Source organism: Micromonospora coxensis, from assembly GCF_900090295.1.
Lineage (GTDB): Bacteria > Actinomycetota > Actinomycetes > Mycobacteriales > Micromonosporaceae > Micromonospora > Micromonospora coxensis.
Map to the genome: position 1 here is coordinate 1,764,418 of NZ_LT607753.1, position 18,253 is coordinate 1,782,670.

Annotated in this window: 16 protein-coding genes; 7 read left to right on the forward strand and 9 right to left on the reverse strand. The window is 74.2% G+C overall.

All coding sequences use genetic code 11. The annotated features are described in order from the left end of the window. Complete coding sequence (locus GA0070614_RS07755) at positions 1-711, reverse strand: lysophospholipid acyltransferase family protein (RefSeq protein ID WP_088975312.1); 711 nt, start codon at positions 709-711, stop codon at positions 1-3. A gap of 231 nt (positions 712-942) precedes the next feature. On the opposite strand from GA0070614_RS07755, the gene GA0070614_RS07760 reads away from it, so the two are divergent. Both GA0070614_RS07760 and GA0070614_RS07765 read left to right on the forward strand, forming a co-directional pair. Next, positions 943-1,779: a DUF308 domain-containing protein gene (locus tag GA0070614_RS07760; protein ID WP_088975313.1), complete on the forward strand. Its 837-nt coding sequence runs from the start codon at positions 943-945 to the stop codon at positions 1,777-1,779. Positions 1,780-1,985: 206 nt separating this feature from the next. Next, positions 1,986-3,404: an alpha,alpha-trehalose-phosphate synthase (UDP-forming) gene (locus GA0070614_RS07765; protein ID WP_088979305.1), complete on the forward strand. Its 1,419-nt coding sequence runs from the start codon at positions 1,986-1,988 to the stop codon at positions 3,402-3,404. A 129-nt stretch (positions 3,405-3,533) separates the two neighbouring features. Here GA0070614_RS07765 and GA0070614_RS07770 read toward each other — a convergent pair whose 3' ends face one another. From GA0070614_RS07770 to GA0070614_RS07795, 6 genes are all read right to left on the reverse strand, one after another. After that, positions 3,534-4,358, reverse strand: coding sequence for an alpha/beta hydrolase (locus GA0070614_RS07770; RefSeq protein ID WP_088975314.1), 825 nt, complete (start codon positions 4,356-4,358; stop codon positions 3,534-3,536). Between the two features lie 94 nt (positions 4,359-4,452). Further along, complete coding sequence (locus GA0070614_RS07775; RefSeq protein ID WP_088975315.1) at positions 4,453-5,862, reverse strand: flavin-containing monooxygenase; 1,410 nt, start codon at positions 5,860-5,862, stop codon at positions 4,453-4,455. A 142-nt stretch (positions 5,863-6,004) separates the two neighbouring features. Then, positions 6,005-6,745: an endonuclease/exonuclease/phosphatase family protein gene (locus tag GA0070614_RS07780; RefSeq protein WP_088975316.1), complete on the reverse strand. Its 741-nt coding sequence runs from the start codon at positions 6,743-6,745 to the stop codon at positions 6,005-6,007. Beyond that, positions 6,742-7,689, reverse strand: coding sequence for an ROK family glucokinase (locus GA0070614_RS07785; protein ID WP_088975317.1), 948 nt, complete (start codon positions 7,687-7,689; stop codon positions 6,742-6,744). The genes GA0070614_RS07780 and GA0070614_RS07785 overlap by 4 nt, the downstream gene beginning before the upstream one ends. Positions 7,690-7,760: 71 nt before the next feature. Further along, positions 7,761-8,435, reverse strand: a complete 675-nt coding sequence (locus tag GA0070614_RS07790) for a hypothetical protein (protein WP_088975318.1) — start codon at positions 8,433-8,435, stop codon at positions 7,761-7,763. Positions 8,436-8,469: 34 nt separating this feature from the next. Then, positions 8,470-8,925, reverse strand: coding sequence for an SRPBCC family protein (locus GA0070614_RS07795; RefSeq protein WP_088975319.1), 456 nt, complete (start codon positions 8,923-8,925; stop codon positions 8,470-8,472). 231 nt (positions 8,926-9,156) lie between these two features. Between GA0070614_RS07795 and GA0070614_RS07800 the strand changes: the two genes are divergently transcribed. The 5 genes from GA0070614_RS07800 to GA0070614_RS07820 all read left to right on the forward strand — a co-directional run bounded on the left by GA0070614_RS07800 (position 9,157) and on the right by GA0070614_RS07820 (position 16,169). Then, positions 9,157-10,965 (forward strand): AMP-dependent synthetase/ligase, encoded by a 1,809-nt coding sequence (locus tag GA0070614_RS07800; RefSeq protein WP_088979306.1) that lies wholly within the window; start codon positions 9,157-9,159, stop codon positions 10,963-10,965. Between the two features lie 14 nt (positions 10,966-10,979). Continuing rightward, positions 10,980-12,671: a sensor histidine kinase gene (locus tag GA0070614_RS07805; RefSeq protein ID WP_088975320.1), complete on the forward strand. Its 1,692-nt coding sequence runs from the start codon at positions 10,980-10,982 to the stop codon at positions 12,669-12,671. 7 nt (positions 12,672-12,678) lie between these two features. Next, positions 12,679-13,347, forward strand: coding sequence for a response regulator transcription factor (locus GA0070614_RS07810; protein WP_007072219.1), 669 nt, complete (start codon positions 12,679-12,681; stop codon positions 13,345-13,347). A gap of 208 nt (positions 13,348-13,555) precedes the next feature. Next, on the forward strand, positions 13,556-14,368 hold the full coding sequence (locus tag GA0070614_RS07815; protein ID WP_088975321.1) for an SAM-dependent methyltransferase: 813 nt from the start codon (positions 13,556-13,558) through the stop codon (positions 14,366-14,368). An 88-nt stretch (positions 14,369-14,456) separates the two neighbouring features. Beyond that, positions 14,457-16,169 carry a putative bifunctional diguanylate cyclase/phosphodiesterase gene (locus GA0070614_RS07820; protein ID WP_088979307.1) on the forward strand — a complete coding sequence of 571 codons (1,713 nt, stop codon included), beginning with the start codon at positions 14,457-14,459 and terminating at the stop codon, positions 16,167-16,169. Here GA0070614_RS07820 and GA0070614_RS07825 read toward each other — a convergent pair. Further along, on the reverse strand, positions 16,155-16,850 hold the full coding sequence (locus tag GA0070614_RS07825) for a LuxR C-terminal-related transcriptional regulator (RefSeq protein ID WP_088975322.1): 696 nt from the start codon (positions 16,848-16,850) through the stop codon (positions 16,155-16,157). The two genes, GA0070614_RS07820 and GA0070614_RS07825, sit on opposite strands and share 15 nt — an antisense overlap. Beyond that, on the reverse strand, positions 16,802-18,115 hold the full coding sequence (locus GA0070614_RS07830; RefSeq protein ID WP_088975323.1) for a sensor histidine kinase: 1,314 nt from the start codon (positions 18,113-18,115) through the stop codon (positions 16,802-16,804). The genes GA0070614_RS07825 and GA0070614_RS07830 overlap by 49 nt, the downstream gene beginning before the upstream one ends. Positions 18,116-18,253: the final 138 nt, after the last annotated feature.

The window sequence follows — 18,253 nt, forward strand, 5'->3', positions numbered from 1 at the left end:
TCAGGCCGCGACGGGCTGGCGCGGCACGGGCTCGGCCGGCGGCTGGTTCTTCAGCTTGGCGGCGTACATGTCGACGTACTCGCGGCCGGAGAGCTCCATCAGCTCGTACATGATCTCGTCGGTGACCGCGCGCTCGACGTACCGGTCGCCGGACATCCCGGCGTAGCGGGAGAAGTCCAGCGGCGCGCCGAAGCGGATCCGCACCCGGGCGATCTTGGGGATGAGCTTGCCGGTGGGCTGGATCTCGTCGGAGTTGAGCATCGCCATCGGCACCACCGGGGCACCGCTCTCCAGGGCCAGCCGGGCCACCCCGGTCTTGCCCCGGAAGAGCCGCCCGTCGGGCGACCGGGTCCCCTCCGGGTAGATGCCGGCGATCCCGCCGGCCCGCAGCACCGTCAGCTGGGTGTCCAACGCCGCCTGGGCGGCCCGGCCGCCGGAGCGGTCGACCGGGATGCAGCCGGTGCCGGCGAAGAACGCCTTGGTCAGCCAGCCTTTGATGCCCCTACCGGTGAAGTATTCCGCTTTGGCGATGAAAGTGACTTTTCGCGGGACGACCAGCGGCGTGAAGATCGAGTCGGAGAAGGAGAGGTGGTTGCTGGCGAGGATCACCGGTCCGCTGTCCGGCAGGTGGTGCAGCCCCTCGACCTGCGGACGGAAGATCAGCCTGAGCAGTGGGCCGAGGAGAATGTGCTTCATCAGCCAGTACAGCAAGGGGGTCCTTCCGGGGCAGCAGGTGGCGGGCGACACCACCGCCGGTCGCCGGACGGGCGCCGGGGACCCCGGCGACCCGGCCGGAGGCGCCTCGGCGGGCGGGATCGTCGGCTCTGAGCCTACGAACCGGGAGCGGCACGCCACAACGCACTCCCGGAACAGGGTCCTGACGTGTCACGATTCAGGGCACGGCGTACGGGGCGCCGACACAACCGCCGAGGAGGATGTCCGGTGTCAGCGGGTGGGGCCCGCCGGGGACGGCGGGACAACGGGCTCGACGCGAGCGAGTACGCCGTCGCGGGCGATGTCGATCCGCGTGTCGGCGAGCATCTGCTCGACGTGCTCGCCGCCGGTGGCATCGCCGCGTACCTGCAGCCCTCCGCCGACCTGAACCCGGTCACCCGGACGACCACCGTGCCGGCCCGGCCGGTGGACCGGCTCTACGTCGACCGCTCCCACCTGACCACCGCGCGCGACTACCTCACCCAGCTGGCCGACGAGGCGACCCCCGAGCCGCCGCGCGCCGAGCCGGACGTCGACGCCGAGTGGGACCGCATCGTCGCCGCGTTCCACACCGCTCCGGCCGCCGGCAGCCGCCCCTGGCCGGAGGCCGAGGACGTCGACGACCCCGCCGAGCAGCCCGGCCGCACCGGCGCCACGGCGACCCGGGCCGAGGAGGCCACCGGCCCCACCGCCACCGACGTGCGGCGGCTGCCGTACGCGGCGGACATCTCGGGGATCTCGCTCGGGCGGGAGCGGCACGACGAGCCCTCCCTGCTGGACGGGCTGGACACCTTCGGCGCCGACCTGCCGGGCGACCCGGAGGAGGGCTACACCCCGCCCCCACCGCCGCCGCTGCCCCGGATCTCCAAGTACGCCGTGGTCGGCGCGCTGTCGATCGTCCTCGGCTTCGTCCTGTTCCTGAACCCGTCGCTGCTGCCGGTGGACGCCTCGGTGGTCACCCTGCTCGGCTTCACCGGCATCCTCGCCGGCTTCGTCACGCTGATCTGGCGGCTGCGCCCCGGCGACGAGGACGACCACGATCCCGACGACGGCGCGGTCGTCTGAGCCCGCCACCGCGGCTGCCTGGGGCGGCCGGGGCCGTCACGCTGCGCGGCGCCCGTATCGCGGGACGCTACCGGGTGCCCCGTGCCACGTAACAGAGGTGTAACTTACGGTCAGTAGGAATACGGCTGTACGTCACTTCCCCCACCGACTGCCCGGTTGTTCCTGTTCCTCGTGGCGGTCGGCCACTGCGGATCGGAATGCCCGAGATGCGACAGAGTTCCCTCGTGGTGGTGGCCAACCGGCTTCCCATCGACGACAGCGTGGCCCCCGACGGCGCCTGCGAGTGGCGCCGCAGCCCCGGAGGTCTGGTCAGCGCGCTGCACCCGCTGCTGCGGCACACCCCGGCCACCTGGGTGGGCTGGGCCGGCGGGACCGGCCCCGCGCCCGACCTCCCCGACGTCGACGGCGTGCGCATGCACACCGTCCCGCTCGACGCGCAGGACCTGCGCGACCACTACGAGGGATTCGCCAACGCCACACTCTGGCCGCTCTACCACGACGCCGTCGAGCAGCCCGAGTACCACCGCCGCTGGTGGGAGGCGTACCAGCGGGTCAACCAGCGGTTCGCGGAGGCGGCCGCCGGGGTGGCCGAGCCGGGCGGCCTGGTCTGGGTGCAGGACTACCACCTGCAACTCGTCCCCGGGATGCTCCGCGAGCTCCGCCCCGACCTGCGGATCGGCTTCTTCCTGCACGTGCCGTTCCCGCCGCCGGAGCTGTTCATGCAGCTGCCGCGCCGCGCCGAACTGTTGCGCGGGATGCTCGGCGCCGACCTGATCGGCTTCCAGCGCGCCCAGGCCTCGCACAACTTCGCCCAACTCGTCGCCAAGGTGCTCGGCCTGCCGGCCACCGACCGGCGCATCGGCGTCGACGACCGGGTGGTGCGGATCGGGGCGTACCCGGTTTCCATCGACACCGCCGAGATGGCCGCGCTGGCGGGCCGTCCCGACGTCACCGCCCGCGCCCGCCGGCTGCGGCACGACCTGGGCGACCCGGAGCACGTGATCCTCAGCGTCGACCGGATGGACTACACCAAGGGCATCGAGCAGCGGCTCAAGGCGTACAGCGAGCTGCTGGCCAGCGGGGACGTCAAGGTCCGCGACACCGTGCTGGTCCAGGTGGCGGTGCCGAGCCGGGAACGGGTCGCGCAGTACCAGATCCTGCGGGAGCGGGTCGAGCGCGAGGTCGGACGGATCAACGGCGAGTTCGGCCGGGTCGGCGAGCCGGCGATCCACTACCTCACCCAACCGTTCGACCGCACCGAGCTGGCCGCCCTCTACCGGGTCGCCGACGTGATGGCGGTGACCCCGCTGCGCGACGGGATGAACCTGGTCGCCAAGGAGTACGTCGCCGCCCGGGTGGACGACTCCGGCGCGCTGCTGCTCAGCGAGTTCGCCGGCTCCGCCGCCGAGCTGGAGCAGGCGTACCTGGTCAACCCGCACGACCTGGAGGAACTCAAGCGGATGCTGCTCTCGGCGCTGCGGGCCGCCCCGGAGGACGCCGGCGAACGGATGCGCGCCATGCGCGCGCACCTGCACCGGCACGACATCCGGGCCTGGGCCCGCTCCTACCTCAGCGCCCTGGACGAGACCGGCTCGCTGGTACGCCGACTCAGCAGCTCCGGCTGAGCCCGGTGCAGGTGGCGCTCTTCCGCAACGGCGACGCCCGGGCGATCCCACTCCACCCGCCCGACCGCCGGCAGCGCCGACACCGGCCTGCCGGCCGTCATCACCCGACCGGGGAGCAACCCGTGCCGGTCACGCCCGCTGCGGCTCCTTGACCAGCCAGTCGAGGATCGCGTCGATCGGCTCCCGCCACCGGGCGTCGAGCATCAGGTCGTGTCCCATGCCCGGGAAGAGCAGCGGGGCCGAGCCGTACCGGCGGGCGGCGCGGACCAGCGCCGCCGGCGGCACCACCCGGTCGTCCGGGCTGCCCAGCACCAGCACCGGCGGGCGACCCACCGCCGGCTCCGCCTCCCGACCGGCCAGCAGCTGCCACTGCGCCCGCCGGGAGGCCCGGCCGAGCCGCGCGGCGTGGCGCCGGGCGTCGGCGTCGGGCAGCTCGCGGCTGAACAACTGCCGGCGGTGCAGCTTGAGCGGGCCACCGACCAGCGCCGGCAGGGTGCCGACCGGATTACGGCGCAGCGCGGTGACGGCCGTCGACCAGCCGCCCATCACCGGCGCGACCAGGACCGCGGCCCGGGCCGGGTAACGCGCCAACGCGTGGGACACCACCAGGGCGCCGGCGCCGTGCCCCACCAGCACCGCCCGGCGCGGCAGGCCCGCCGCCACCTGGACCACGTCATGGGTGTACGCCCGCAGCGTCGCCTCCGGCGCCCGCTCGCTGCCGCCGTGCCCGCGCAGGCTCAGCGCGTACGCCGGGAACCCGCGCGACGCGGCGTGCTCCAGCCAGTGCTCGGCGAACGCCCAGGCCCCGTGCCCGAACCCGGGTACGAAGAGCAGCGGCGGTCGCCCCTCCTCCAACTCCGGCGCGGCGCCCAGCACCTCGCGTCGGACCGGGCGGACCGGGCGGGCCCACTCCCGCCCCCGCAGGATCCGCACCCGCTCGTTCGTCGCGCTCATCCTGGCCGCCTCTCGTTCGCGACTGCGGGACTCCGCCGTGCCGCGTTCCTCGCGCTCACCGGGCCCGCCTCTCGTCCACGACCGCGGGACCCGCTCACCGGCCGGCCTCCAGCTCGTCGAGGGCGCGCTGCACCGCCCGCAGGTAGTCGGCGTGGCCCACCTCGAACCAGTGCCGGCTGCTGTCCTTGACCTTGCCCGAGTACCGCTCCCCCGCGCCGGCCTCCACCCGGGACGCGAACGCGGCGGCCCGCTCCGGCCGGGCCAGGCGGGCCTGGAGCAGCCGGGCGAAGAGGACGGTCTGCCAGTGCGACAGGGTGAACACGCCGGAGTCGGGCTGCAACAGGCCGGCCACCGCCAGGGTCGGGTGCCCGGGGGTGAAGGCGTTGAGCCACAGCCTCGGACGGCCCGAGGCGTCCTCGTCGCCGAGCACCTTCGGGTCCAGGAACTCGAAGCGCGGCAGGTAACCGGTGGCGAAGACGACCAGCTCGGGATCGATCTCCCGACCGTCGGTGAGGGTGACGCCGCCGCCGTGGAACCGGGCGACGTCGGGCACCGGGGCGATCCGGCCGTGGCCGACGTAGTAGACGAGCTGGCTGTTGGCGATCGGGTGGGTCTCGTACACCCGGTGGTCCGGCTTCGGCAGGCCGAAGCGGGTCAGGTCGCCGACGGTCAGCCGCAGCGTCCGGTGGTAGAGCCACTGCCGCACGCGCAGCGGGACCCGCAGCATCAACAGCAGGTCGTTGACCTGGTCGGCGGGGCGGCCGAAGACGTACTTCGGGGCGTACCAGTAGCCGCGGCGGGTGGAGTGCCAGCAGCGCGACGCCTGCTGCGCGGCCTCGACCGCGATGTCGCAGCCGGTGTTGCCGGCGCCGACCACCAGCACCCGCTTGCCGCGCAGCTGCGCCGGGTCCTTGTAGGACGAGGCGTGCATGACCTCGCCCCGGTACTCCTCCAGACCCTCGTAGGAGGGCAGCTTCGGCGACCAGTTGTGCCCGTTGGCGACCACCACGGCCGCGTACCGGGAGGTGCGCTCCGGGCCGTACCCACCGGTGCTGCGGGTGGTGACGTCCCAGCGGTCACCGGCCACCGGCTCGACCCGGACCACCTCGGTGCCGAACCAGATGTGCCGGCGCAGGTCGAAGTGGTCGGCGTACCGCTCGAAGTAGGACAGCAGCTGGCTGTGGTGCGGGTAGTCCGGCCAGGAGTCCGGCATCGGGAAGTCGGGGAACTGGGTGAACGGCCGCGACGAGATCAGGTGGGTACTGGCGTACACCGGGCTGCGGTCGTGCCGCCAGTTCCACGCGCCGCCGACGCCGGTCTCCCGCTCGTAGCAGTCGACGCCGAAGCCGTGCTCGGTGAGGTTCTTGATCGCGGTGAGGCCGCTGGCGCCGGCCCCGATCACGCAGACCGTGTCGCCCCGGTCGGAGACCGGGCGGCCGTCCCGGCTCAGGGCGAGCGTGGTGGTCTCCGGATCGGGCCGGCCGTGCTCGGTGGAGGGGGGCACCGGGGAATCTCCTTATGTGCGGCACGAACGCCGGTTCGACGGGCAATCCTCCCCGTACCCGCAGTCCGTTGTCCAGCCCGGGACGGCGGCTCCGGGTCCGGCGGTCGCCGCGCGGCGGACGGCCGGGCCCGGGGGCGTGCCGTCAGTCGGTGACCGGCAGGAGCAGGTCGGCCAGGACCGGGAAGTGGTCGCTGGCCCGGCGGGTCGTCGGGGTGTCCACCACGTCGTAGTCGAGCACCGTCACCCGGGGGTCGACGAAGAGCGCGTCGATGCGCCGGCGAGGGTCGGCGCACGAGTAGGTGCACCGGTCGGCGGCGTCGGCGGCCACCGCCGCGTCGATCAACCCCTCCCCCACCGTCCGCCAGGCCACCGAGTCCGGGCCGTCGTTGAGGTCCGCGCCGAGGACCACCGGCAGCCGCGCGCCCGCCACCTCCCGCTTGAGCAGCGCGGCCTGGCCGGGACGCTCCGCCGGGTCGGTGGACAGGTGCGAGCCGGCGAGCAGGAAGCGTGCCCCGCTGATGCGGCACTCGGCGTACGCGGCGCCGCGCAGGTGCCGCCCGGGGGTGAGCGGGAAGCGCTGGCACCGGGTCGCGGTCACCCGCACCCGGAGGCTGGTCAGCAGGAGGTTGCCCAGCGAGGGCAGGCCTCCGGCGGCCACCACCAGCCCGAACGACTCGGCCAGCGCGGCGGACTTCTGCCGCCAGCGGAACCGGCGCGGGGCCTCCTGCACGATCACCACGTCGGGCTCGGCCTCGCGGACCACGGCCGCCAGCGCGGCCGTGTCGTCCCGCTGGCTGTGGATGTTGTACGACACCACCCGCAGTCGCACCCCGCCGGCCGGCTCCCCGGCCCTGTCGACGGCCGGGGTTCCGGCGGCGGTCACAGCCGACGGGCGAGGTCGGCGGCGCCGATGACGCCGGCGCTGTTGCCCAGCTCGGCCGGGCGCACCTCGGCCACGGGCAGCCGGCTGCGCTGCGCCAGCGCGTCGTTGAACGAGCGCCGGGTCGGGCCGAGCAGCAGGTCACCGGCCTCGATCACGCCACCGCCGACGACCAGGACCTGCGGGTCGAGGATCTGGGCCATGTCGGCGAGGCTGGTGCCGAGCCAGCGGCCGACCTGGGCGAACGCCTCGGTGGAGACGGGGTCGCCGGCCTGCGCGGCGGCGGTGACCATGGGGCCGGTGACGGCCTCGGCCTCTCCGCCGGCCAGTTCGAGCAGGGCGGTGGCCCGCTGCGGCTCCTGGCGGGCGGCGGCCCGGGCGAAGCGGACCAGGGCGCTGCCGCTGGCGTACTGCTCGATGCAGCCGAGCCGGCCGCAGCCGCACTGGTGCCCGTCCGGGACGGTGAGCATGTGGCCCAGCTCGGCGGCGATGCCGTTGGCGCCGCGGACCAGCTCGCCGCCGAGCACGATGCCGCCGCCGACGCCGGTGCCGATGGTGAACATGACCATCGAGTCCTCGGCGTCGCGGGCCGCGCCGTAGCGGAACTCCGCCCAGGCGGCGACGTTGCCGTCGTTCTCCACGATCGCCGGCAGGCCGGTGGCGGCGCTGACGTACTCGCGCAGCGGCTCGTCCCGCCAGGCCAGGTTGGGGGCGAAGAGCACGGTGGAGCGGGAGGCGTCGATCCAACCGGCCGCGCCGATGCCGACCGCGTCGACCCGGTACCCGGCGGCGAGCTCGGTGACCAGCTCGATGATGACGTCACGGGTCTTGCCGACGTCGTCCGCGGGGGTGTCCCGTCGGGCCTGCACGAGAACCTTGCCGGTGTCGTCCACGACACCGCCGGCCACCTTCGTGCCACCGACGTCGACTCCGATGGTCAGCGTCACCGCTGCCACTCCCCTCTGCTGTGCTGCCCGACATCGGCCGAACCGGCCGTGCGATGTCGGATGTCCGGTGATCAGGCCCCGTCGCCTGGTGCGTCCCCGCCCGCGCCGGCCGGCGCACGCGAGGCGGGCACCACCGGACGGTCGGCCGTCGGCCGGACCTGGGCCGGCGCGACCGGCCCGGCGTCGTCGACGGGCGGGGCGGCGGCGGCCGGCACGACCGCGTCCTCCGCCCGGGTGGCGGCGGACCAGACGTCCCGCTCCGGCGCCGACGGAGAATCATGCCCGGTACGGGTGGCCTCGCGCCACACGTGGTCGGCGTCGGGACCGGTCCCGGCGGCGGGCCCGGTGGCTCCGGTGGCGCCGCCGGACGTCCGGTGGGAGGCTTCCCCGTCAGTGGCGGAAGCGAACGCCCGCATCAGGCTCGCGATCCCGGCCGCCAGATCGCCCGCGCCGGTGGCGAGCCGCTCGGCGAATTCCGGACTCGGATCACGCAACGCCGTGATACCGCGGCAGACCGGACAGATGCAGCACTCCGGCGTTCCGGTGGCGAATCCCCCGGCCCCGGCGCCCTCCCCCGCAGGCCGGGACGGGCCGACGCTGTGACCGAGGACACCCGAGAGCATCCCACCGAGCGGACCCCATCCGCCCGCCCCGCGGCCGGCCGAGGCCAGCCGCGCCGTGGCGAGCAGCGTGGCGACCAGCCGCTCGGCCTCCTCCCGGGCCGAGCCCGGTTCCGTACCCCCCATGTCGGGCTCCCCTACCGTGCGGCCGGCCGGCGTGTCACTGTGCCGTACCGGGTGCTTCTACCCGGCGCTTGAGCTGCTTCAACGCCGTATCCATGATCATTTTCTCGGCCTTGCGGCGGAACATCCCGAGCATCCCCACCGACAGCTCCACCTCCAGGGTGTACGTCACGGTGGAGGTGCCGTCCGGGTTGCCGACGATGTCGTACGACCCGCGCTGCGACTTCTGCATCGTCGACGGCTCGACCAGGTGCCACTCGACCCGGGACAGGTCCTCGGCGTACTCGTAGGCGAGCACGTACTCGTCGGCCATCACCCCGGCGTCGATGGTGAACCGGACCTGGCTGGCGTAGCCGTCCTCGTACTCCTCGATCACCTCCGCCCGCCGCACCGCCTCGGTCCATTCGGGGTAGCTCGGGAAGTCGCAGATGACCGCCGCCACGCGCTCCGGTGACGCGCCGATGACGATCGACTGGGTGGAGGAGTCCGCCATGGGGGGAGGCTACCCGGAGCGACCCCGGAGCGCGCCGCTCCACCCCCGGCGACGCCGCCGCGCCGCGCCCGGCGGGGACCGCCCGGGGTCCCGGCCCACCCGACGCCGCGACGTCCCACCTAGCGGGCAGGCAACCTCCCTGGCCAACCCACCCGGGTGTGCGGGTAGGTTTCGTCAGAGCCGACCCGCCGTGGCGGCCGGCCCGGACAGTGCGAGCACGAGGGAGTGCAGGTGCGCGAGTTCTCCGTTCCGCCGATCGTCACCATCGGCGACGCGGCCAACCTGACCGACCCGGTCTGGGACAACGCCGAGGTCGCCCCGGACGCGGTGCAGTTCGTCCGTCCCGCCCCGGCCGGCGCCGGCGCCCGCTGGGCGGACGTGACCTGCCGCGAGTTCCGCGACGAGGTCGTCGCGGTGGCCCGGGGCCTGGCCGCGGCCGGGGTCAACCCCGGCGACCGGGTGGCGCTGATGAGCCGTACCCGCTACGAGTGGACCCTGCTGGACTACGCCATCTGGGCGGCCGGCGCGGTCACCGTGCCGATCTACGAGACCTCCAGCGCCGAGCAGGCCGCCTGGATCCTCGCCGACTCCGGGGCCGTCGCCGTCGTGGTCGAGTCGAACGCGCACGCCACCCTGGTCGCCGGGATCCGTGACCGGCTGCCCGAGCTGCGCCACGTGTGGCAGATCGAGCTGGCCGGGGTGGACGAGATCGTCGCGCTGGGCGCCGCGGTGGACCCGGTCGAGATCGAGCGGCGGCGCAAGGCGGTCCACGCCGGCGACGTCGCCACGATCATCTACACCAGCGGCACCACCGGGCGGCCCAAGGGCTGCGTGCTGACCCACCGCAACATGTACGCCGACATCGCCAACGCGGTGCCGGTGCTGCCGAACCTCTTCCGGCCCGGCGCGTCGACGCTGCTCTTCCTGCCGCTCGCGCACGCCTTCGCCCGGCTCATCCAGATCGGCGTGGTGCAGGCCCGGGCCACCATGGCGCACTGCCCCGACACCAAGAACCTGGTCGCCGAACTCCAGGAGTTCCGGCCGACCTTCGTGCTCTCCGTGCCCCGGGTCTTCGAGAAGGTCTACAACGGCGCCCGGCAGAAGGCCGAGTCCGAGGGCAAGGGCAAGATCTTCGACAAGGCGGAGCGGGTCGCCATCGCCTACAGCGAGGCGCTGGAGACCGCCGACGGGCCGGGCCTGGCCCTGCGGGCCCAGCACGCGCTCTTCGACAAGCTGGTCTACCGCAAGCTGCGCGCCGCGCTCGGCGGCCGGTGCCGCGACGCGATCTCCGGGGGCGCGCCGCTCGGCGCCCGCCTCGGGCACTTCTTCCGCGGCATCGGGGTGACCATCTGCGAGGGGTACGGCCTCACCGAGACCTCCCCCGCGGCGGCGGCGAACCTGCCCGGCGCCACCCGGATCGGCACCGTCGGCCGTCCGCTGCCCGGCGTGACCATCCGGATCGACGACGACGGCGAGATCCTGATCGCCGGCGACCTGATCTTCCAGGGCTACTGGAAGAACGAGGCGGCCAGCGCCGAGGCGCTCACCACCGACGGCTGGTTCCGCACCGGCGACCTGGGGCGGCTCGACAACGAGGGCTTCCTCAGCATCACCGGCCGGAAGAAGGAGATCATCGTGACGGCCGGCGGCAAGAACGTCGCCCCGGCCGTGCTGGAGGACCAGGTCCGGGCGCACCCGCTGATCAGCCAGTGCCTGGTGGTCGGCGACCGGCAGCCGTTCATCGCCGCGCTGGTCACCGTCGACGAGGAGGCGCTGCCGAAGTGGCTGGCCGCGCACGGGCGGCCCGAGGACACCCCGGTGCACACCCTCTGCGACGACGAGGCGCTGCGCGCCGACATCCAGGGCGCGATCGACCAGGCCAACCAGTCGGTCTCCAAGGCCGAGGCGATCAAGGTGTTCCGGATCCTGCCCCGCGACTTCACCGAGGCGACCGGCGAACTCACCCCGTCGCTCAAGGTCAAGCGCCAGGTCGTGCACAAGACGTACGAGTCCGAGATCGCCGACATCTACCGCGGCTGACTACGATCCGTCACGTGCCCGCCTCCACACCTGTCCGGCCCCAGACCCGTCCGCTCGCCGCCGTCGCGCGCGTGGTGATGCTGGCGCTGGTCGCCGTCCTGACCCTGATCGCCACCCGCGACCCCGCCCAGCTGTGGTGGATCGTGCTGCTCGCGGTCGCCGGCCTGCCCGCCCTGCTCGCCCCCGAGCACCGGCTGATCGGGCCGGTGAGCCGGGTGGCCGAGGCGGTGGTGCTGGGGCTGGCCGCCAGCCAGGTCGCCGTCGAGTCCGCCCTCGGCGGGGCGGTCGGCGGGCTCGGCGCGTCCGCGGTGCTGCCGTACCTGGCGGTGCCGGTCACGGTGACCGCGCTGCGTCGCCGCTTCGCCGAGGGCGCGGCGCTGCTCGGGGTCACCGCCGCCACGCTGCTGGTGGCGGGCGCGTTCACCGAGGTGGACGGCGGGCGGCAGCTCGGCCAGCCGGGTTACCTGGCGGTCTGCGCGCAGTGGCTGATCCTGGCCGCGCTCGGCCTCTACGCGGCCGGCACGCTGCACCAGGTGATGCGGGTGCGCGGCGAGGGCAAGCCCCAGCCGTACGCGGAGGCCACCCGGCTGCTCACCCAGCTGCGCACGGTGGCCCGCCAGCTGCCCGGGGCCACCCTCGACCCGGGCGGCATCTCCGAGCACCTGCTGGAGGAGCTGCGCACGGTGGCGCCGACCACCCGGGCGGCGGTGCTCTCCGCCAGCGGCGGCGGCCGGCTGGTCGTCCTCGCCCAGGTCGGGGTGGACCGGGTGGACTGGGAGACCACGCTCGACGCCGACTCGGCGATCGCCGACGCCTGGGCCAGCCAGCAGCCGCAGACGGCGGCCCGCTCGCAGGCCCGCTCGCACCGCGGCGGTGACGTGTCGGCGCTGATCGTCCCGCTGGTCGCCGGGGTGCGCACGGTCGGCCTGGTGGTGCTGGAGGCGGACGCCCCGCACGCGTACCCGCCGCCGGTGGTGTCCCGGGTGACCGCGCTGACCGGCCCGGCCGCGCTGCGGCTGGAGGCGGCGCTGCTCTTCGACGAGGTGCGCTCGCTGGCCACCAACGAGGAGCGGCAGCGGCTGGCCCGGGAGATCCACGACGGGGTGGCCCAGGAGCTGGTGATGGTCGGCTACGGCATCGACAACGCGCTGGCCTACGTCGACGAGGACCCGAAGGAGACCGCCGAGGCGCTGCGCACCCTGCGCGGCGAGGTCACCCGGGTGATCACCGAGCTGCGGCTGAGCCTGTTCGAGCTGCGCAGCGAGGTGGACCGGCACGGCGGCCTGGCCGCCGCGATCGCCGAGTACGCCCGCACCGTCGGCGCGTCCGGCGGGCTGCGGGTGCACCTGTCGCTGGACGAGTCCACCGCCCGGCTGCCCGCCGCCACCGAGGCGGAACTGCTGCGCATCGCGCAGGAGGCGGTCACCAACGCCCGCAAGCACGCCGGCGCGGCCAATCTGTGGGTCACCTGCGAGGTGGACCCGCCGTACGCGCAGATCGAAGTGTCGGATGACGGTCACGGCATCGGTGACCAGCGCGCCGAGGGACACTACGGTCTTGCGATCATGGCCGAGAGGGCGGAACGTATCCGGGGCCGGTTGGAGATCAGGCCGCGGCAGCCCAGCGGCACGACCGTGGCGGTGGTGGTCGGTTCGTCGCCCCGGCGAGATAACGTGCGTGGCAGCGCAGCAGCAGAAGGGGAGTAACCCGAGGATGACCACAAGCCCGACACCGGCCACCCGTACCAAGGTCCTCCTTGTCGACGATCACGATCTGATCCGCAAGGGCCTGCGGCACGCCTTCGAGCGTGACCGGCAGTTCGAGGTCGTCGGTGAGGCCGCCACGGCCGCGGAGGGGGTACGCCAGGCGGGCGCGCTGCAGCCGGACGTCGTGATCATGGATCTGCGGCTTCCCGACGGCAGCGGCCTGGAGGCCACCCGCGCGCTGCGCAAGTCCAGCGCCTCGATGGGCATCGTCGTGCTCACCATGTACGCCGGTGACGACCAGCTCTTCGGCGCCCTGGAGGCGGGGGCCAGCGCGTTCGTGCCGAAGACCGCGCCGGCCGACGAGGTGGTGGCCGCCGCCCGGCACGCCGCCTCCTCCCCCAGCGCGTTCACCGCGGCCGACCTGGCCGAGGCGATGAAGCGCCGGCTGGCCCCGTCCGGCCCGCAGCTCTCCCCCCGCGAGGGGCAGGTGCTGCGGCTGCTGGCCGACGGCATGAGCGTGGCCGGCATCGCCAAGCAGCTCTTCGTCAGCGAGTCCACCGCCAAGACGCACATCTCGAAGCTCTACGAGAAGCTGGGCGCGGCCAACCGGGCCCAGGCGCTGATGACGGCGCTGCGGCTCGGCCTGCTGGAGGCTCCGGACGCGCCGAAGTTCTGAGGCGTCCACCCTTCGTCGAGGGCCCGCGTCCGTCCGTCGGTCGCGGGCCCTCCGCCGTGCGGGCGGGAGCGTACGAGCGCGACGAACGCCCTGAGTGAGGGTGTCGTCGCGCAGCGATCGTGGTCTTTGCACCAGAGCAAGCGGCGGGCAGAATACCCGGGTGGCCCGCGCGGGCGACGAAACTCGCATCTGTCGACAAGGGGTAGGGATGCAGCGGCCGGACTGGGCACCCGACGACATCGACATCGAACGCCCCAGCGTCGCCCGCATGTACGACTACTACCTCGGCGGATCGCACAACTTCGCGGCGGACCGGGCGGCGGCCCGGGCCATGATGGAGGCCGTGCCGGACGCCCCGCTGATGGCCCAGGCCAACCGCGCCTTCATGCGCCGGGCCGTGCAGTACCTGATCGACCAGGGGATCCGGCAGTTCCTCGACATCGGCTCCGGCATCCCCACGGTCGGCAACGTGCACGAGATCGCCCAGCGGGCCGCCCCGGACGCCCGGGTGGTCTACGTCGACGTCGACCCGGTGGCCGTGGCGCACAGCCGGGAGATCCTCGACGGCAACCCCGGCGCCACGGTGATCCAGGAGGACCTGCGCCGGCCGGAGGCCATCCTGCGCCACCCCGAGGTCACCCGGCTGCTGGACTTCAACCGGCCGGTCGCGGTGCTCGTCGTGGCCGTGCTGCACTTCATCCCGTACGCCGACCGGCCGGAGGAGATCCTGCGGACGCTGCGCGCGGCGCTGGCGCCCGGCAGCCACCTGGTCCTCTCCCAGGCCAGCGACGAGAGCCGCAGCGACACCGGTCAGCGGGCCGAGGCGGAGCGGGTCTACCGACGCACCGACAACCCGCTCTGGATCCGCGACCGGGCCGAGCTGACCGCCTTCTTCGACGGCTTCGAGCTGGTCGAGCCGGGCGTGGTCTGGGTGCCGCAGTGGCGGCCCGAGTCGCCGGAGAGCGCCGAGGACGCCGAGCAGGCGATCTTCATCGGTGGCGTCGGACGACTCGGTGGGTGAGGCGGCGGCCGTCCCGCGGCAGCCGTCCCGCCCCGGGACGTTCGCCCGGGCCTGGGCCAAGGCGGTGTCGGGGACCAGCTACCTGCCGATGACGCAGGCGCAGCTGGAGGCGCTGCTGCAACGGCTCACCGAGCGGCTGGCCGCCGCCCTGCGCGCGGAGCCGTTCGACGCGCGGGTCGGTCACCAGGTGGGCGCGGAGCTGGTCGCCGCGCACATCGCCTCCGCCGAGGGGCTGGGGCGCACCGTGGAGGTCATCCAGCTCCGTCTGGTCCGGGACCTGGGCCTGGTCGCCGACGACGTCGAGGACCGGATGGCGCGGCTGCTGTCGACCGTCACCACCGGCTACGCCCGCGCGCTGCGGGACCGGACGCTGGACGAGCAGGAGTCGATCCGGCGGGCCGCGATGATGGCCCGCGCCCAGGCCGAACGGGCGCTGCGCGACAGCGAGTCCCGGTTCCGCCACCAGGCCACCCACGATCCGCTGACCGACCTGCCCAACCGGACGCTGTTCACCGAGCGGCTCAGCGCCGCGATCGGCGAGCCGGCCCGGGGCGCCGACCGGGTCGGTGTCTGCTTCCTCGACCTCGACCGGTTCAAGGTGGTCAACGACTCGCTCGGCCACCAGGTGGGCGACGAGCTGCTGGTACAGGTCGCCCGGCGGCTGCGCCTGGCCCTGCCGGAGCACCTGGTCGCCCGGCTCGGCGGCGACGAGTTCGTCGTCCTGGTCGAGCGCACCACCCGGGTCGACGACGTCGTGCAGGTCGCCGAGGCGGCGCTCGCGGCCGTGGGTGAGCCGGTCCGGGTGGACGGGCACGAGCTGACCGTGACCGCCAGCATCGGCATCGTCGAGCGTCCGGTGGCCGGCACCACCCCCGGTGAGCTGATGCGGGCGGCCGACAGCACCCTGCACTGGGCCAAGGCGGCCGGGGGCGCGCGCTGGTCGCTGTTCGACCCGGAGCGGCACCGCACCGAGCTGGCCCGGTACGCCCTCTCCGCGGCCATCCCCGCCGCCATCGACCGGGGCGAGTTCTTCCTCGACTACCAGCCGCTGACCTCGCTGCGCGACGGCACGGTGCTCGGCGTGGAGGCGCTGGTCCGCTGGCGCCACCCCGAGCTGGGGATCCTCGGGCCCGGCCGGTTCATCTCGCTGGCCGAGGAGACCGGCCTGATCGTCCGGCTCGGCGGGTGGGTGCTCGCCGAGGCGTGCCGGGAGGCAGAGAGCTGGTCCGGCGGGCCCACGCCGGCGCCCTTCGTGAGCGTCAACCTGGCCGTCCGGCAGGTGCACCGGCCCGGCCTGGTGCAGGAGGTGCGGGCCCTGCTGGCGCGGACCGGGCTGCCCCCGGAACGGCTCCAGCTGGAGATCACCGAGAGCACCATGATGAGCACCGCCGAGGAGCCGGTGCGGGCGCTGCGGGTGCTGGCCGACCTGGGCGTACGGATCGCCATCGACGACTTCGGCACCGGTTACTGCAACCTGGCGTACCTGCGGGACCTGCCGGTGACCGAGCTGAAGGTGGCCGGGGAGTTCGTCACCGGGTTGCGCGCCCCGACGGTCGACCCGGCCAGCCGGACCGACGAGCGGATCCTCGCCTCGCTGGTCTCGCTGGCGCACGCGCTGGACCTGACCGTCACCGCCGAGGGCGTGGAGACGGCCGGGCAGGCCGACCGGCTGCGCGCGATCGGCTGCGACGCCGGCCAGGGCTGGTACTTCGGGCGGCCGGGGCCGGCGGAGCAGCTGCTCGGCCGCGCCCCCGCGCTCTCCACCGCCGCCGTCGGCGCAGACGGCTCAGCCGGCGGGTGACCCGCCGCCGGACGCCGGCCGGGCCGACACCGTGCCGTCGTCGTGCAGGTACGCCAGCACCGCCAGCACCCGCCGGTTGTCGTCGTCCGACGGCGGCATCCCCAGCTTGCTGAAGATGTTGTTGATGTGCTTGCTGACCGCCTTCTCGGTGACGAAGAGCCGGGCGGCGATCGCCGCGTTGGAGCGGCCCTCGGCCATCAGGCCCAGCACCTCGCGTTCCCGCGCGGTCAGCTCCCGCAGCGGCCGGGCCTCCACCCGACCGGCCAGCAGCTGGGCGACCACCTCCGGGTCCATCACCGTGCCGCCCTCGGCCACCCGGCGCACCGCGTCGACGAACTGGGCCACGTGCGACACCCGGTCCTTGAGCAGGTAGCCGACCCCGCCGGCCCGGTCGGAGAGCAGTTCCCGGGCGTACAGCTGCTCGACGTGCTGGGACAGGACGAGGACCGGCAGCCCGGGCAGCTCCGTACGGGCGCGGATCGCCGCCTGCAGGCCCTCGTCGGTGAAGGTGGGCGGCAGCCGCACGTCGACGACCGCCACGTCGGGCCGATGGGTGACCAGCGCGGGCAGCACCGACGGTCCGTTGTCGACGGCCGCGACGACCTCGAAGCCGAACGCGTCCAGGATGCGGGTCAGGCCGTCCCGGAGGAGGGCGAGGTCCTCGGCGATGACGACGCGCACGGCAGCTCCATGGTCAGCACGGTGGGCCCGCCGGGTGGACTGGCCACCGACATCGTGCCATCGAAGACGGCGAGCCGACGCCCGATGCCCGCCAGACCACTGCCCGCCGCCGGGTCGGCGCCGCCCCGACCGTCGTCACCGACCACGATGGTCAGCCGCTCCCCGTCGTGGCGGAGGTGGATCCAGGCACGCGTCGCGCCACTGTGCCGGGTGGCGTTCGCCAGTCCCTCGGCCACCGCGAAGTACGCCGCCGACTCCACCGGGGCCAGCAGCCGGCCGGACAGGTCGACGTCCACCTCCACCGGCATCGGCACCGCCAGGGCGAGCGCCCGGACCGCGCCGTCCAGCCCCCGCTCGGCCAGCACCGGCGGGTGGATGCCCCGGACCAGGTCGCGCAGCTCCGCCAGGGCCTGCCCGCTGGTCTCCCGCGCCTCGGCGAGCAGCCGCCGCACCGCCGTCGGGTCGCGCTCGACGAGTTCCTCGGCCAGCCCGATGCTCATGCTCAGCGCGACGAGCCGGGCCTGCGCCCCGTCGTGCAGGTCCCGCTCGATGCGGCGCAGCTCGGCGGCCTGCGCGTCGACGGTGTCGGCCCGGGTGGCGGTCAGGTGCGCGACCCGCAGCGCCAGCCGAGCCGCCTCGGTCGGCGCGAGCAGCAGTGCCGCGAAGCGCTGGTGCAGCCAGAGCAGCCACGGCGCGACGGCCAGCCCACCGGCCAGCAGCAGCGCGCCGGTGGGCAGCGCGAACAGCGCCTCGAACAGGTTGTCCATCGGCCAGAAGAGACCGTAGCCGTACCAGTCGACGGTCAGATGGAGCACGACCGGGACGCCGAGCACGCCCTCCAGGCCGTACACCGGCATCACGAACGCCAGCAGGCAGGCCCCGCCGGTGAAGGCGCCCGGCAGCAGCCAGGCGAAGTCCCGCCAGGTGGCCGGATCGCCCACCACCCACCGGAAGCGCCGCCAGGTGCCGAGCTGCGCGTCCTCCGGGCGCGGCAGGTACGGCCTGGCGATCGGCAGACCGGCCCACCCGGCCATCCGGCGTTGCAGCCCGGTCGAGATCCGGACCAGCGCGGTCACCACCGGGAACAGCGCGAACCCGATGCCGAAGACGGGGATGAGCAGCAGCGCGACCACCGACAGGACGAACAGCGGCAGGTTGGTGGTCAGGCAGAGCAGGGACACCAGCAGCCCCTGGCCGGCGGCCACCGCGCCGGGGCGGACGGTGTGCCTGACGACCTCGCGTACCGAGCTGTCCACGGCGTCCATTCTCGGGCACCGCCCACCGGACGACGGTGGTGCTGGCACCACCGTGCTCGGGGAGTTGGCACTCCTGTCCCCGCCCCGGCCGGCCCCGAGGATCGACGTCGGGAGCGGTGACGCGTCGTGGCCACCGCCCGTCCGCTC